This is a genomic window from Mesorhizobium sp. B2-3-15 (genome assembly GCF_006442875.1).
In the GTDB taxonomy this organism is placed as follows: Bacteria; Pseudomonadota; Alphaproteobacteria; order Rhizobiales; family Rhizobiaceae; genus Mesorhizobium; species Mesorhizobium australicum.
Map to the genome: position 1 here is coordinate 1 of NZ_VFVO01000021.1, position 15,058 is coordinate 15,058.

Consider the following 15,058-nt stretch of genomic DNA (forward strand, 5'->3'; position numbering starts at 1 on the left):
CGCCCAGGTGGTGACGATCACCATCCACGGCACCAACGACGCGGCCGTCATCACCGGCACGGCGAACGGCGCAGTGATCGAGGCCAATGCGGCGCAGTCGACCGGCGGCACCCTGGTTGCCACTGATCCCGACAGCTCGAACGCCTTTGTCGTGCAGACCAACGTGGCCGGCAGCAACGGCTACGGCACGTTCTCGATCGACGCTACGGGTCACTGGACCTACGCCATGGGCAGCGCCCATAACGAGTTCGTGGGCGGCACCGACTACACCGACAGCATCACGGTGGCGACGGCTGACGGCACCTCGCAGGTCATCACCGTCACCATACACGGCACCAACGATGCACCTGTAGTAGATCTGAACGGCGCTTCAGCTGGATTCTCGACGACCTTGAACTATACAGCTGGATCTGCCGCCGCTGCCATCGCTCCTGCGGGAACAGTAACGGACATCGACTCCATCAACTTCGGCGGCGGCTCGCTCACTGTCGGGTTCACGGCAAACGGCGCGCTCACGGACCAGTTGACCATCCAGAATCAAGCCCCCGGCGCTGGCCAGATCACCGTCAGCGGCAACAGTGTGAGCTATGGTGGCACACTCATTGGTACCTTCACCGGCGGCACGAACGGGTCGAATCTGGTCGTGACCTTCAACGCCGCTGCTACGCAGGCGGCAGCGCAGGCCCTCGCCGATCATATCCTCTATGCCAACGCGACCAGCGCCACCATCGCCAAGACGGTGACCTACACGTTGGTGGATGGAGACGGTACGGCCAATGGAGGCGCGGATACCAGTAGCGTTACTGCGACGATCAGCGTTACGGGTAGCGACCTTACACCGCCGAACGTCTCGATAAGCCACCAGCTTTCGTCGAGCCAACAGGAGTCGACCTTCACTGTTCATGCGACGGATGCCAGCGGTATTCAGAGCGTTCAATTGTATGACAACGCTAGCGGTGCGCCCGTTCTCATCTATACGATGACCGCTGCGGAACTGGCTGCTGGGTCAGTGAGTGGAGACTACGTCCATACATTTATCGACGGCGCGCCTCCGTTCCCAGTCAGCAACTCTGTTCATCAAATAAGCGCGGTCGTCACCGACAACAGCTCGGCACACAATTCCAGTACGGCTGTGGACAGCGTGACATTCAAGACCAATGCTGGCGGTGGGAGCAGCTCCAAGTTCACGGCCCCCGCCGGCACGTCCGGCGAGCCTATCAACCTTGCTCTCACCGACCCCTCGCATGAAAGCGCGCTCATCACCGTCACGGTGAAGGACGTGCCTTCGGGCTGGACCATCGACGGTGCGACCCATAATGCCGACGGAAGCTGGACGACACAGACCAACGACCTGCACGGGCTGACCGTCACCACGCCGGTTAACTTTACCGGCGCCGCCGTTCTCGATGTCGAGATGACCTGGATCAATGCCGACGGCACCACGGGCACCGCATCGATCGCCGATAATGTCGAGGCCTACGCACCGGGTTCGCCGATCTTTGCCTGGTCCGGCGACGACGTGCTGACCGGCTCGCACGGCAACGATCTCTTCGTCTTCTCGCAACCGATTGGCGCCGACACGGTGCACAATTTCGATGCGGCCGCCGACCAGATCGATCTCATCGGCTATAACGGATTGGCGGACTTCGCGGACCTCCAGACGCATATCGCCGATGATGCCAACGGCAATGCGGTGATCGCGCTCGGCGACGGACAGTCGATCACGCTGGACGGCGTGCATTCGGGCGCACTCACAGCCAGCAATTTCGTGTTCGACCAGACGCCGGTGGTCAACAATTCAGGCACCATGACGATCGGCGACGGCGCGTTGCTGCCGCTCAGCGGCATTATCAACAACAGCGGCCTCATCTCGCTCGACTCGACCGGCAGCGATACGCTGCTGCAGGTCATCCAGCACGGCGTGACCTTGCAGGGGGGCGGGCAGATCCTGCTGTCCGACAGCGCCGCCAATATGATTTCCGGCACAGGGCCGGACGTCACTCTGGTCAACGTCGACAACACGATCTCGGGCGCCGGCCAGCTGGGCGGCGGCATGCTCAGCCTCGATAACCAGGGCACCATCATCGCCACCGGCTCGCACGCGCTGATCATCGATACCGGTGGAAGCGTCGTCACCAACTCCGGAACGCTCGAGGCAACGGGTTCGGGCGGCTTGACGGTCGCCGGCGGCCTGGCGAATTCAGGCATGCTCTGGGCCAATGGCGGCGACATCGTGATCCACGGCCAGGTTACCGGCGACGGCGATGCCACCATCGGCAATTTGTCGAAGCTGGAATTCGGCGGCGCCTCGTCGACGGACGTCACCTTCGGACACGACGCTGCCGGCACGCTGCAACTCGACGATTCCTTCGACTACAGCGGACGGATCGGGGGCATCACCAATGATGACAGGCTGGACCTCGGCGATATCCTGTTCGGTGCGGGAACGACGGCCGTCTATCAGGCAAACCAGGATGGCAGCGGCGGAACGCTGACCGTTTCGGACGGCACCCACGGCGCCGCGCTGCATCTGGTCGGCAATTATGATGCGAACGCCTTCAAGCTTGCCGATGACGGCCAGGGTCATACTGTCGTTTCGTACAATCCGGCGGAATTCACGCTGACCGGCATCGGCAATGGAGCGATTTCAAGCGACTTCGTGGTGTGAGCGAAAAGGGCCGCCGGCTACGGCGGCTCCCTGACCTGACGAGTATCGAGTGGGGTTCTGGAAGTGGATAGCAAGTCTCGAATTGTGAAGGATGCGCTTCGGGCATGCCGCCGCTATTTCCTGGTTGCGGCGGCATTCAGCCTCGCGATCAACCTGCTCTACCTCGCTTCCCCCCTCTACATGCTGCAGATCTACGACCGGGTTGTCACCAGCGGCAGCGAAACCACGCTCGTGATGCTGACCCTGGTGTTGCTGGCAGCCTTCCTTTCGCTGGCGGGTCTCGACCTGGTTCGCGCCTGGATCCTGACGCGTGCCAGCGCCCGGCTCGACCGTCTGCTTTCGGCAAAGATCCTCGCCGCGTCCGTCGAGGCCCCATCGCCCGGCTCCTCGCCGAGCCAGCCGATCCGTGACTTCGATACGTTCAGGCAGGTCATCACCGGCAGCGGCATCCACGCTTTGTTCGATCTGCCATGGTCGCCCATCTACATCGGCATCATCTTCCTGCTGCATCCGTGGCTCGGCTTCTTCGCACTGGGCTGCTCGCTGCTCCTGATCGGCATGGCCGTGCTCAACGAGTATCTCGTGCGCTCGCCGCTGAAGCAGGCCAACGAGCTGGCGACGAACAACTATAACTTCACCGAGATGAGCCTCAGGAACTCCGAAGTCGTTCGCGCCATGGGGATGATCGACGGTCTCATCCGCCGCTGGGGGCGCGACCGCAACCTCGCGCTGCGGCGCCAGGCGGAGGCAAGCGACCGTGCCGCCTTGATGTCGGGCCTCATCCGGTTCCTGCGGCTCACCATGCAATCGCTGATCCTCGGCCTCGGCGCCTATCTGGTCATCGAACGGCAGATTACCGGCGGCACCATGTTCGCGGCGAGCCTCCTGCTGGGCAGGGGGTTGCAGCCTGTCGAGCAGATCGTCGGCCTCTGGCGCAGCCTAATCCTGGCGCGGGCAGCGTTGGCAAGGGTCGAGAGGCTGGTCGACGGGGGCGCGCGCAACGAAAGAGCGTTCAACCTGCCGAAGCCCAGCGGCATGATTTCCGTCGAGCAGGTAAGCTTTGCAATTCAAAGCCAGCAGAAAGTGCTTCTGCGCGACGTGTCGTTTCGGTTGGAAGCAGGCGAGGCGCTCGGAATCGTTGGCCCCTCCGGTGCCGGCAAGTCGACCCTGGCGCGCCACCTTGCCGGCGTCATGCAACCCAGTCGCGGCACAGTCAGGCTGGATGGCGCCGACCTGTCGCAATGGGGGCACGACGCATTAGGTGATCACATCGGCTACCTGCCGCAAGATATCGAACTCTTCTCCGATACCGTCGCCGCCAACATTGGGCGCTTCAAGGCCAATGTCGACCAGGAGGTGATCGAGGCCGCGCGGCTCGCCGGCGTACACGAGATGATTATCCGACTGCCGCAGGGCTACGAGACGCAGATCGGGGAGGGCGGCGCCGTGCTGTCGGGAGGATATCGGCAACGGATTGCTCTTGCCCGGGCGGTGTTTGGAACGCCGAAACTGATCATTCTCGACGAGCCGAGTTCCAATCTCGACGCCGATGGCGATCGTGCGCTGAGCGACTGCGCGATCGAGCTCAAGCGCCGCGGCAGCACTGTTATCATCGTCTCGCACCGGCCCTCGACCTTGGCGAATGTCGACAAGATCCTGCTGTTGCGCGATGGCGCCGTCGAGGCGTTCGGCATGAGAAACGAGATCGTGGCGCTGCTCAACCAGCGCGCGGCTCCAATGGCGGTGGCGACCCAATGAGCTGTGGTCGGAGAGATCGATGAGCGACAGTGCCCTCACTTACCATAGCCTGCCTGGCGAGTCGGGCATCCTGGCTCCGGATTCCATCCGGGTGCCGGCCTATATTGGCCTGCTGATCATAATGGCCTTTTTCGGCATTTTCGGCGGCTGGGCGGCTTTTGCCCCTCTGAACGGTGCCGTGCTCGCCGATGCCATCGTCAAGGTGGAAGGCAATCGCAAGAGCGTCCAGCACTTCGACGGCGGTACGGTGAAGGAGATCCGCGTTAAGGATGGCGACGTCGTCAGGAAGGGCGACATAATGCTGAAGCTGGACGACACCAGGATTCGGTCCGAGTTCAATCTCTATGCCCAGCAATATGCACTGTTGCGCGCCACCGATGCCAGGATCCGCGCCGAATTGGACGGCAGCCAGGCGGTTGCCTTTCCCAAGGACATCCTCAAGGAGCACCAGGGCTACCTCAAGGACGCAATGGCAAACCAGATCGCCGACCTGGAAAGCCAACGCGCCTCGATGGCCGGCGCAAGGCAGATCCTCGAACGGCGCATTGCCGAGCTCGAGGAGCAGATACGGGGCAAGCAGTCTCGGGTCGAATCCTACCGGGCCCAGCTCAAATCGACGATCGGCGAGAAGGCCAGCCTGTCGAAGCTGCTCAAGGCCGGTTTGACGACCCGCCCACGCGTCCTGGAACTGGAAAGGTCGGCCTCGGATTTGCAGGGCTTGATCGATGATAATCTCGGCGCCATCGGCGGCACCCAACAGAGCAAAGCTGAGCTCGAGAGCCAGATCGCACAATTGACCAATGAGCGCCGGACCAAATTGTCGGCCATGCTGATCGATACGCAATCGAACCTGTCCGACCTCATACCCAAGATGTTCGCCGCCCAGGCCGCCATGGACCGGGCCGAAGTGCGTGCACCCTATGATGGCCAAGTGATGGATCTCAGCGTTTTCTCGATCGGTGCGATCGTGGCGCCGGGCCAGACCATCCTTGACATCGTGCCGACCGAGAATTCACTGATCGTCCAGGCACAGGTTCGCGTCGAGGATATATCGAACCTGCGTCCCGACATGGCCGCCGAAGTTCGTTTCACATCATACAAGCAGCGTTCGATACCCATAATTCATGGACGCGTCGCCCGCATTTCGGCGGATCGCATTACCGATACCAAGACCGGCTTTCCCTATTACCTCGCGGACGTAGCGGTCGATCCCGTGGAATTGGCGGCCGCCCCACAGATCGCGCTTTATCCGGGCATGCCGGCGTCAGTCATGATCGTTACCGAGCAACGCACGGCGCTCGACTACATTCTAGGCCCGCTGGTTGTGTCGTTCCACTCAGCGTTTCGCCAGAAATGACGGATCAGTCCATCACCGCACGCGGCGAGAACTCCCGTTAAACAAGTCGCGAAGAATGCGTGTCTCCGCGTTACGGCGCGCCTGCCATCTTGTGAAAAATCGAGGAGACACTCGGATATAGGTGCGGGCGTGATGTGCGCGCTGAATTGGTTCAGCCGCTTGCGAAGCCCAATATAGAAGGCTCTATGCTGTCTCGAGTGATGTCGACCGTCGCAAGGGTGACAGGCAGCTTAAACCGTCGTGGGCCAGCGCTGCCCGGATTTAAATAAAGCACGCCATCCACTGTCTCCATCCTCGGCACATGCGAGTGACCGGACACGATCAAATCGATGCCTTGGGCAACCGGGTCGATCTGCAGCGTCTTGAGATCATGAAGCACGTAAATTGCTCGCCCGGCGAGGCGTACGAGCTCGGTTTCCGCGTATGGCAGCGCCCAGCCACCGGTGTCTACGTTTCCTCTGATCGCGGTAACCGGCGCGATACAGCGAAGCGCCGTGATGATCTCAGGGCGACCGATGTCTCCTCCATGAATGATGTGGTCGACCCCTGCCAGGCAACGCGCCGCCTCCGGCCTCAGCAAGCCGTGCGTGTCCGAGATGACGCCAATTCTGAATGTCATGGCCCTGCCACTAGACGGTGAGGGTGGTGAAATCCGTTGCGATAAGGCTGTTCGCAAACGCCTGAACGGCTTCCGCGAGAATTTCTTCGTCGTAATAGCGGCCGGAGATGTGCGTAAGAACGAGCTGCTTTACATCGCTGGTCGCTGCCAGCGATGCTGCCTCCGCGGCTGTCAGATGTCCGTATTCGCGCGCCATCGCTGCATCTCGTTGCAGGAATGTGGCTTCGATGACAAGCAGGTCGGCGCCGCTCACCTTGTCGGCCAATCCATCAGTGGTTTCGGTGTCGCCTACAATGACCAGCTTCTTGCCAGCCTCGGGTGGTCCGAGGACTGCTTCGGGAGCAATCGTTCGGCCGTCGGGAAGAGAAATTGAGCGGCCTTCGGCCAAATCTTTCCGGATCGGACCGTCTGGCACACCGAGAGCTACCAAGCGGTCCGAACGGAGGTGACGACGCGCCGGCGTCTCGAAGACGAAGCCATAGCTGTCGGTGTCGCGATGGCGAACTTGAAAGCAATCGACGGTGAACTCATCCACCTCGAACACGCGTCCGGGGGCAAGCGGCACGAGTTGCAGCGGGATCGGCGCGCGTCCCTTACCCCAAAGGCCAGCGAGCATGCGGGCGACGACGTCAAGAGTGTCTGCGCTGCCATGAATGGTCACATGGTTCTTGCTCTGCCGGAGCCGAAGCGTCGAGAACAAGCCTGGAATCCCGAGCACGTGGTCGAAGTGCGCGTGCGTGAGGAGCAGGCGATCAAGTCGCCTGAATCCGGCGCCGCTGCGCAGAAGCTGACGCTGGGTGCCTTCCCCGCAATCGACCAGCACCCGTTGACTGCCGGCTTCAACGAGCAGCGCCGGGTGATTGCGCCCGGCCGAGGGCACGCTGGCCGAGGTCCCGAGGAAGGTAAGCCTGAATGTCATGCGAGCAGTCTACCTCGCGGGCAACGAGACCTCAAAGCGGGCGAAGGAGCGGTCCTAGATAGACTTCGCGTAACCGGCTTGGAGCGACAAAAGAGTGAGCGTGAGCGCATTCGGCATCGCGTGTCGCGTATCGCGCCAGATTATAGGCAGTGAGATAGCTCACAATCTTCTCCGATCCCTCTTCAAGAGGGCTGCGTTACACCAGCACCTTTGCTCAAGAGAACGGACAGCCAAGGCCCTCGTGTGGAAAGGGCAACGCTTTCACGCTTGCGGGAGCTGAGCCACTGTGGGGCGGATGACTCACTGTCAGGGCCTCAGGAACCGAAAGGCGAAGCGATCGGTCTTGCCCTTGATCGAAGGATCGAACACCTTGCTCGAGTGCGGATCGTCCTTGTTCGCCAGCATGGTGCTTTCCGCGTCCAGGACGAAACCGGCCGCCTCCACCTCCTCGCGAACGGATGCAGGCTCGATCCGATGTAGCGACTGTGCCTCGCTCGTGCCGGCCCCAACGGCGGCGGCGTGGTCCACGATAACGTAGGAGCCACCGGGCTTCAGCCGCTCGTAGACGGCTTGATTGAAGTCGGCCGCCGTCGCGCCCCCGGCTTGAATCAGAGCGGTGTGGAGATCGTGATAGAACAGATGCAGCCATATAACATCCGCTGGCTGCGTGACCTCCGGCATCGCCACAAGGTCCGCCGAGACGGCTTCGACGTTCTCTCGGCCCGGCTCCTTCGCGAGCGTCCGCATGCGGCCGACCGGATCGTCCTTGAAGTGGGCGACTTCGGCCGGCACGAAGCTGTAGACACGTCCTTGGGGTCCCACGATGTCTGAGAAGACGCGGGTCCAGTCGCCGTCGCCCGGGTAGACGTCGATGACGGTGAAGCCCGCATCTGGGCGTGCGAACCGGATCAACTCGGATAGCTTGGATTGGTCGTACATCGAGATCTCCTTTCGATTGAGCATTCGACGAGCGCGAGGCGTGCGAGGGGGCGATCCACGGCTGATCCGCCGTCCACCCCATTCCGATGGCCGCTGATGGCCAGCGCTACGCCGGTCCGGACGCGTCCATCTGCGAGGCACGTGCCAGTGCTTGTGTGTCGACGTATTCCCGGATGTTGGTCAATCTGCCGTCCCGGACCGTGATGGCGAAGGTCCAGTCGTCCTCGAACGTCTTGTTCGTGGCCTTGATCCTTCCCCTCGCGGAGCCCCTCACGGTCTGGATGGTCTTCTCGATAGTCATGGGAATTTCCCTATTTCGCGCGGACCGGATCACGCTCGGTCCGGTCCGTGCATCGTGACCCTGCCGGTGGGCAGGTCGTGTTCATCGGTCGAACTTGACCAGGTCCTTGAAGATCAGATGACCCCAGCTATTTCCGCGCGCCTGGACCAGCAGCCCACCTTCCGAAAGCCCGCCAAGTTTGATCGGCGAGAAGCCGAGATTTTCCGCGAGCGTACCAATCTCCGCTGCGGCAGCGTCATCGTCGCTCGCCAGGAACACGACTCTCCTGCCGCCATGCACTGCTGAATCTTGGTCAAGGGTGGCAGCGCCCAAATGGTTGAAGCCCTTGACCAGTCGTCCACCGGGGAAAGCCTGCGCGATGAACTTGGAAGAAGGCTGTCCTCCCAGCTTCTCAGGGGGCACGCCGTAGGCATTGGTCACATCGACGATGGTCTTCCCCTTCCAGGTGGACAGCGCCTTCGCGACATCCGGATGCGACTCGAAACGGACTGCCAAAAAGATGATGTCCGCCTTGACCGCGTCCGCCAGCTTTTTGGGGATGATCGTAGGCCCGATCGCGGCCGCGTCCGCGGCAAAGCTTTCCGGGTCGCGCGTGGTTGCGACGGATACCTCGATGCCCTTGCGAGCAAATGCCTTGGCGAGGGCTCGGCCGATATTGCCGAAGCCGATAATTGCGTAGCTCATGATGTTTCTCCGATCTTGTGTGATGCCGAGGTCAGACCTGGGCCATGCCTCCATCGACGGCGAAATCTACGCCGGTGATGTAAGAGCTTTCGTCAGAAGCAAGGAACGTGACGGCAGCCGCGATTTCCTCTGGCTTGCCCCTGCGACCCATTGGGATCTGTGAAGCAAACTGGGCGGCCGCTTGCTCGGCTTGCTCGGGGGTAAGGCCCGTCGTTGTCGCCAATGCCGGGGTCTCGATTGGTCCGGGACTCATTGAATTCACGCGAATTTTGCGATCTTTCAGTTCCAGTGTCCAAGCGCGCGCGAAGTTTCGCACCGCCGCTTTACTCGCTGCGTAGGCGCTGAACCCTGGCAGCCCCAATACGTTGGAGACCGAAGAGGTCAGGATGATCGAACCGCCGTCACTGAATAGTGGAAGCGCCTTCTGTACCGTGAAAAACAACCCCTTCACATTCACATCGAAGGTTTGGTCAAAATGGGCCTCAGTCGCTGCCGCGAGCGGTGCGATTGTCCCTGCGCCTGCGTTCGCGAAGAGAATGTCGATGTGGCCGTGTTTCTCTTTCACGACGGCATAGACCCGGTCCAGATCCTCCAAGCGCGACACGTCGCCTGCGACCGTCGTAACGTTTCTCTCGATGAAGGCCGCGGCCTCCTTCAGCTCTTTCTCTCGTCGCCCGGTGATCACGACGTGCGCGCCTTCTTCAACGAAGCGCTTGGCTGTCGCCAAGCCGATCCCGCTGCTTCCGCCGGTGATGACAGCGATCTTACCTTGTAGCTTTTTCATGATCTTCTATCCTTCGTTGTGTGAGCCAGGCGCGGGACGCGCCAGCGTCAGAGTTGCGCCAGGCCGCCATCAACGGCGACCTCGCTGGCGGTCATGAAGCTGCTGTCCGACGACGCGAGAAAGGCAGCCACCGCCCCGATTTCCGCCGGATCGGCCATGCGCTGGAGCGGAGTCATCGAGGCGAAGACCTTCTGTCCTTCCTCGCCCAGCGCTTCCTTTGCGAGGTCGGTCGCGGTCGCCCCGGGCGACAGCACGTTTACGCGGATACCGGTGCCCTTCAGGTCCTCCGCCCAGGTCCGCGCGAGGTTGCGCACTGCCGCCTTGCTCGCGCTGTAGGCAGTGAACCCCGGTGCGCCCGTGGTGCCGGCGCTCGATCCGGTCACGATGATCGAACCCCCCGGGCCCATCAGCGGCAGCGCCTTCTGGACCGTGAAGATCGTACCTTTCACGTTGGTGCCGAAGGTTTCGTCAATATGCTCGGCGGTGATCTGGCCGAGCGGAAGCGGGCCTCCAGCCCCGGCATTGGCGAAGACGATGTCGAGGCTTCCGCGTTCGGCCTTCACCGCAGCGTAGAGCCGGTCGAGGTCGGCCTCATCCGAGACCGAGCCTTTCACCGCGCGGGCATTGGGCCCGAGGTCCGCCACAGCGGCGTCGAGCGCTTGCTGCCGGCGGCCGAAGATGAAGACGAAGGCGCCTTCCTCGATGAAGCGCTTTGCAGCGGCGCGGCCGATGCCGGTAGCGCCGCCGGTGATCACGGCGGTCTTTCCATTCAGTCTGTTCATGTCGTGCGTCCTTCGTTTCGCCATCTCGGGTCTTTGGCTGTACGGTGGGTCAACCCGAGAGCCTGAACATGGGATCGCCGAAGTCGGGCGGTGAGTGCGGAATCGTGCACATCGGTGGTGCGAAAACGATCCAGTCAGACGATTGAACGCCGCAACAGTCGCGCACATTACAGCTCGGCGTGCTAGAATGGGTTTCGGAAGGCGCAGCTGGCGGCGCGGGAATGCACCATGATTGACTGGGATGACGTTCGCTACTTTCTTGCCGCCGCGCGCGGCGGCTCGGTGCGGGCTGCCGCCGAGCGCCTCGGCGTGTATCACTCGACCGTGCTGCGACGCATCGCTCAACTTGAGGAACGCCTCGGGGCGCAGATGTTCGAAAAGCTGCCTTCGGGCTACCGCCTGACGGCTGCGGGCGAGGAGGTCCTCGAGCTCGCGAACCAGATGGAAGCGTCGTCGCACCAGCTGGAGACGCGTGTCTTCGGTCGCGACCAGAGCGCGCGCGGGCTTTTGCGGGTGACAGTTCCACCGTTCCTCGCCACACACCTGCTCATGCCGGATCTCGCCGACTTCGCGCGTATGCATCCGGACATCGAGATGGAAATCTTGACCACTGGCGAGGTGGCGAATCTGACTAACCGAGAGGCCGACGTCGCGATCCGCATTGTCGCCGACCGCAAGACCCTGCCGCTCAATCTTCACGGCCTGAAGGGACCGGAGGTGTTCAGCGGCGTCTACATGTCTCGCGATCGACTACCCGCGTTGCGTGCGGGCACGCCTGATCCCCTCCGGTGGATCGCAATAGACAATCATGGAATTCCGGACTGGGCGCGCGAGGGAGAAGTTCACATCACGGGAGCTCCGTTCAGGACTCCGGATGCCGAGACGCAGATCATCGCGGCGCAGCAAGGGATCGGGATGACGAAACTGCCGTGCTTTGTCGGAGATGCCGACCCCCTGCTCGTGAGGGTGCCGGGCACCAACCCGCCCATGCATGGGACACTCTGGATTCTCACGCAGGGGGAGACACGCAAGACGAAGCGCGTTCGGCTTTTCACGGAGTTCGTATCCCGCAGGCTCGCCGCGTACGCTCCGCTGATCGCGGGACTGTCCGTAACGCGTGACTAACGCCCGTCTGGGACTTGGCGGTCGCCTGCCCTTCATGAGACATTTCGGGATCTCGATCGTCCATCAAAATTTTGGGTTGGTTGCCCGCCAAGCCTCGTACTCTTCGGTCGCACTTGGGTGCAGCGGATAATAGCGTTGCAACGACCCGCCCTCCATGAGCTTCATGCGTGAGAACTCCTCCCAGTCGTGATGTTTCTGGGATTCTTCGATCACCTTCGCGGCCATCGCAAGGGGTAGCACCACCACCCCATCATCGTCGGCGACGATGATGTCGCCGGGGATCACGGTGACACCGCCGCAGGCAATCGGAACGTTGACGGCATTGGGATAAATGCTGGTTTGCACATGGTAGTTGGGCGTCCAGCCGCGCAGCCATAGGGCCAGATCGAGCTTTTCGACATTGGGCCGGTCGCGCATGCAGCCGTCGATGACGATGCCCGCGCCGCCTCTGCCCTTGAAATACGTCGACATCATATCGCCGAAGACGCCCGAACTCATGTCGCCGCGCGCATCGACCACGACCACATCCCCTTCCTGTGCGTGGTACAGCACATGCCGGTGCAGCTGTGTTTCCGGATCGGCATATTCTCCCTCGTTGAAAAGATCGGGCCGCTGCGGCAGGAACTGCAGCGTCAGCGCCGGCCCGACGATCGATCTCCCGTGGTTCTGCGCCACCGGGCCGACCATATGCGGATTGCGGAAGCCCATATGGCCAAGCGTGCCGGCAACCGTCGCGGCGCCGATCTCCTTTAGCGCGTCGATCAGATCCTTCGGCGGCCGCGTGATGTCGGAAGTATGCGTCATTGTGGACTCCGATTGAAAGGGAACTACCAGTTCGTGACAGAACCATCGCGGCGCTTGAGGTGGGGCGCTTCCCAGAAACGGAAGCTCTGCGCCTGGACGGCCTCTTCGTTGACCTCGACGCCGAGCCCCGGCAGATCGCCCACCGGGTAGTCGGGGCCGTCGAGCCGTGGTTGCACCGGGAAAAATTCGGAATTGTCGAAGCCGAGCCTTGCTTCGGGGGCCCTGGTTTCGAGCCACGCGAAGTTGGGGACCGCGGCGGCCAGATGCACGGTCGCGGCCGTGCACACTGGACCAAGCGGATTGTGCGGCATCAGGTCCACATAGTGTGCCTCGCTCCAGCCAGCGATTTTCATTGCCTCGGTGAACCCGCCGGCATTGCAGATATCGAGCCGGTTGAACTGGTGGATGCCGCGCTCGATATAGGGCAGGAACTGCCACTTGCTGGCAAATTCCTCGCCAATGGCGAAGGGGATGTCGGTCATCGTGCGGAGGGATTCGTACGCTTCTGGCGTCTCGTCGCGTATCGGCTCCTCGAGAAAATCGAGCACGCCGCGGTCGAGCTTGTTGCAGAAGCTCGCCGCCTCCGCCACCGACAGCCGATGATGATAGTCGATGCCGAGGACGACATCGTTACCCAGCGCCCGGCGCGCCTTGTTCAGCATGGTCGCGGTAGCGCCGATCGACTCGCGTGGCTCGAAAACATCCCTGCTGTTTTGCCCGACGGGAAAGAAGCGGATCGCCTGCCAGCCTTGTGCGCGCAGTTCGCGGGCCCGCTCGATGGCAACGTCGCCCTCGGCTTCGTCTCCGGTCGAGGCGAAGGTGGGGATCCGGTCGCGCTGCTTGCCGCCCAGCAGCTCGTAGACCGGCACCCCCAGCGCCTTGCCCTTGATATCGTGGAGGGCGATATCGATGGCCGAAATAGCCGCCTGCAGAACCCGCCCGCCTTCGAAATACTGGCTGCGATAAACCTCCTGCCAAATCCGCCCGATCTGCATGGGATCGCGGCCGACAAGAAACTCGCGATAGTGCTCGACCGCGCCGGCCACGGCCTTCTCGCGGCCGCTCAGGCCGCTCTCGCCCCAGCCGAAGATGCCCTGGTCGGTCTCGACCTTGACCAGCATCTGATTGCGCGTTCCCACCCATGCCGGATAGGGTTTGATCGCCGTGATCTTAAGTTTCGTAGTCATCCACGCCCGCGTCCCACACGCATCCGCCCTGTCTCAGTCGACCTCGAGAGCCATCTCGGTCTCACCGTCGAACAGATGCATCCGCTCCTGGTCGAACTCGAGCCAGATCCGCTCGTCGGGCGCGACGGCAATGTTGGGCGGCACGCTGACGTTGACGATGGCACCGGACAGGAAGGCCTGCACGAAGGTGACGTCTCCGGTTGGTTCCACCGTGTAGACCTTGGCCGGGATGCCGCCTTGCACCGCGCTCTTGTGCAGCTTGATCGTCGAGTGGCGTGCGCCGAGCACGATTTTCCTGGTCGTTGCCCCCGTGACCTTCTGGACGTTGCGCGGCGAGAGCCCGAGGCTCCAGCCCTCCGCGCTGGTCAGCACGGTGTTGCCGTTCGCCGTCAATGTCTCCAGCGGAATGAGGCTCATTGCCGGGCTGCCGATGAAGCTGGCGACGAACATGTTCACCGGATGGGCAAAGACCTGCGCCGGTGAATCGTATTGCTGCAGGAAGCCGCCGTTCATCACCGCCATCTTGTCGGCCATGGTGACGGCTTCGAGCTGGTCGTGCGTCACATAGATGATCGTCGCCTTGAGGTCCTGGTGGAAGCGCTTGATCTCCGACCGCATCTGTACGCGCAGTTTCGCGTCGAGGTTGGAGAGCGGCTCGTCCATGAGAAACACCGCGGGATCGCGCACGAGAGCACGGCCCAGCGCCACACGCTGCTGCTGCCCGCCCGAAAGTTCGCGCGGCTTGCGCTCGAGCAGGTGCGTCATGTCGAGCACGCGCGCCGCTTCCTTAACCTTCTTGTCGATCTCGTCCCTGGGCAGTTTGCGCATCTGTAGCGGGAAAGCGAGGTTCATGTAGACCGACTTTTGCGGATAGAGCGCGTAGTTCTGGAACACCATTGCGATGTCCCGGTCCTTGGGGTCGAGATCGTTGACCACCTGGTCGCCAATGAGGATGTCGCCCGATGTGATCGGGGTCAGCCCGGCAACGAGATTGAGCGTGGTCGTCTTTCCGCAGCCTGAAGGGCCGACAAGCGCAACGAACTCGCCGTCGTTGACCGTCAGTGAAACGTCGTTGACGGCCTTGAAGCCGCCATAGGTCTTGACGAGATCTTTGAGGACCACGTGGGCCAT

13 protein-coding genes and 1 pseudogene are annotated in these 15,058 nt (G+C 62.1%); 4 read left to right on the forward strand and 10 right to left on the reverse strand.

Going from position 1 to position 15,058, the window contains the following annotated elements; all coding sequences use genetic code 11:
• Positions 1-10 precede the first annotated feature (10 nt).
• From FJ954_RS31770 to FJ954_RS30170, 3 genes are all read left to right on the forward strand, one after another.
• Positions 11-2,668, forward strand: coding sequence for a VCBS domain-containing protein (locus tag FJ954_RS31770; RefSeq protein ID WP_246681170.1), 2,658 nt, complete (start codon positions 11-13; stop codon positions 2,666-2,668).
• A gap of 63 nt (positions 2,669-2,731) precedes the next feature.
• Complete coding sequence (locus tag FJ954_RS30165; protein ID WP_140665576.1) at positions 2,732-4,426, forward strand: type I secretion system permease/ATPase; 1,695 nt, start codon at positions 2,732-2,734, stop codon at positions 4,424-4,426.
• 19 nt (positions 4,427-4,445) lie between these two features.
• A complete protein-coding gene (locus FJ954_RS30170) occupies positions 4,446-5,783 on the forward strand; it encodes an HlyD family type I secretion periplasmic adaptor subunit (protein ID WP_140665579.1) in 1,338 nt (445 codons plus the stop codon).
• A gap of 151 nt (positions 5,784-5,934) precedes the next feature.
• Here FJ954_RS30170 and FJ954_RS30175 read toward each other — a convergent pair whose 3' ends face one another.
• The 7 genes and pseudogenes from FJ954_RS30175 to FJ954_RS30205 form a co-directional block, all read right to left on the reverse strand.
• A complete protein-coding gene (locus tag FJ954_RS30175; protein ID WP_140665582.1) occupies positions 5,935-6,402 on the reverse strand; it encodes a metallophosphoesterase family protein in 468 nt (155 codons plus the stop codon).
• Between the two features lie 10 nt (positions 6,403-6,412).
• Positions 6,413-7,321, reverse strand: coding sequence for a ribonuclease Z (locus FJ954_RS30180; RefSeq protein WP_140665585.1), 909 nt, complete (start codon positions 7,319-7,321; stop codon positions 6,413-6,415).
• Between the two features lie 306 nt (positions 7,322-7,627).
• A complete protein-coding gene (locus tag FJ954_RS30185; RefSeq protein WP_140665588.1) occupies positions 7,628-8,260 on the reverse strand; it encodes a class I SAM-dependent methyltransferase in 633 nt (210 codons plus the stop codon).
• Between the two features lie 106 nt (positions 8,261-8,366).
• Positions 8,367-8,522 (reverse strand): annotated as a pseudogene (locus FJ954_RS30190) (nuclear transport factor 2 family protein); the annotation flags it as partial.
• Positions 8,523-8,642: 120 nt separating this feature from the next.
• On the reverse strand, positions 8,643-9,245 hold the full coding sequence (locus FJ954_RS30195) for an NADPH-dependent F420 reductase (RefSeq protein ID WP_140665590.1): 603 nt from the start codon (positions 9,243-9,245) through the stop codon (positions 8,643-8,645).
• A 31-nt stretch (positions 9,246-9,276) separates the two neighbouring features.
• Positions 9,277-10,029 (reverse strand): glucose 1-dehydrogenase, encoded by a 753-nt coding sequence (locus FJ954_RS30200; protein ID WP_140665593.1) that lies wholly within the window; start codon positions 10,027-10,029, stop codon positions 9,277-9,279.
• Between the two features lie 47 nt (positions 10,030-10,076).
• Entirely contained in the window at positions 10,077-10,811 is a 735-nt protein-coding gene (locus FJ954_RS30205; protein ID WP_140665595.1) for an SDR family oxidoreductase, read from the reverse strand.
• 228 nt (positions 10,812-11,039) lie between these two features.
• On the opposite strand from FJ954_RS30205, the gene FJ954_RS30210 reads away from it, so the two are divergent.
• Entirely contained in the window at positions 11,040-11,936 is an 897-nt protein-coding gene (locus tag FJ954_RS30210) for a LysR family transcriptional regulator (RefSeq protein ID WP_140617578.1), read from the forward strand.
• A 63-nt stretch (positions 11,937-11,999) separates the two neighbouring features.
• Here the strand turns inward: FJ954_RS30210 and FJ954_RS30215 are convergent, their stop codons facing one another.
• From FJ954_RS30215 to FJ954_RS30225, 3 genes are read right to left on the reverse strand one after another with little or no spacing between them, the layout of a single operon-like run.
• A complete protein-coding gene (locus FJ954_RS30215; protein ID WP_140665598.1) occupies positions 12,000-12,740 on the reverse strand; it encodes a ribonuclease activity regulator RraA in 741 nt (246 codons plus the stop codon).
• A 23-nt stretch (positions 12,741-12,763) separates the two neighbouring features.
• The gene (locus tag FJ954_RS30220; protein ID WP_140665601.1) at positions 12,764-13,927 is read right to left on the reverse strand and encodes a mandelate racemase/muconate lactonizing enzyme family protein; all 1,164 of its coding nucleotides are present in this window, start codon (positions 13,925-13,927) and stop codon (positions 12,764-12,766) included.
• 33 nt (positions 13,928-13,960) lie between these two features.
• A complete protein-coding gene (locus FJ954_RS30225) occupies positions 13,961-15,058 on the reverse strand; it encodes an ABC transporter ATP-binding protein (protein WP_140665604.1) in 1,098 nt (365 codons plus the stop codon).

What these genes read in the sequence shown, in the direction of transcription:
- FJ954_RS30195 (WP_140665590.1), bottom strand. Translation starts at nt 9,245, where the DNA reads ATGAGCTACGCAATTATCGGCTTCGGCAATATCGGCCGAGCCCTCGCC.
- FJ954_RS30225 (WP_140665604.1), bottom strand. Translation starts at nt 15,058, where the DNA reads ATGGCCCACGTGGTCCTCAAAGATCTCGTCAAGACCTATGGCGGCTTC.
- FJ954_RS30200 (WP_140665593.1), bottom strand. Translation starts at nt 10,029, where the DNA reads ATGAAAAAGCTACAAGGTAAGATCGCTGTCATCACCGGCGGAAGCAGC.
- FJ954_RS30215 (WP_140665598.1), bottom strand. Translation starts at nt 12,740, where the DNA reads ATGACGCATACTTCCGACATCACGCGGCCGCCGAAGGATCTGATCGAC.
- FJ954_RS30220 (WP_140665601.1), bottom strand. Translation starts at nt 13,927, where the DNA reads ATGACTACGAAACTTAAGATCACGGCGATCAAACCCTATCCGGCATGG.
- FJ954_RS30175 (WP_140665582.1), bottom strand. Translation starts at nt 6,402, where the DNA reads ATGACATTCAGAATTGGCGTCATCTCGGACACGCACGGCTTGCTGAGG.
- FJ954_RS30205 (WP_140665595.1), bottom strand. Translation starts at nt 10,811, where the DNA reads ATGAACAGACTGAATGGAAAGACCGCCGTGATCACCGGCGGCGCTACC.
- FJ954_RS30210 (WP_140617578.1), top strand. Translation starts at nt 11,040, where the DNA reads ATGATTGACTGGGATGACGTTCGCTACTTTCTTGCCGCCGCGCGCGGC.
- FJ954_RS30180 (WP_140665585.1), bottom strand. Translation starts at nt 7,321, where the DNA reads ATGACATTCAGGCTTACCTTCCTCGGGACCTCGGCCAGCGTGCCCTCG.
- FJ954_RS30170 (WP_140665579.1), top strand. Translation starts at nt 4,446, where the DNA reads ATGAGCGACAGTGCCCTCACTTACCATAGCCTGCCTGGCGAGTCGGGC.
- FJ954_RS30185 (WP_140665588.1), bottom strand. Translation starts at nt 8,260, where the DNA reads ATGTACGACCAATCCAAGCTATCCGAGTTGATCCGGTTCGCACGCCCA.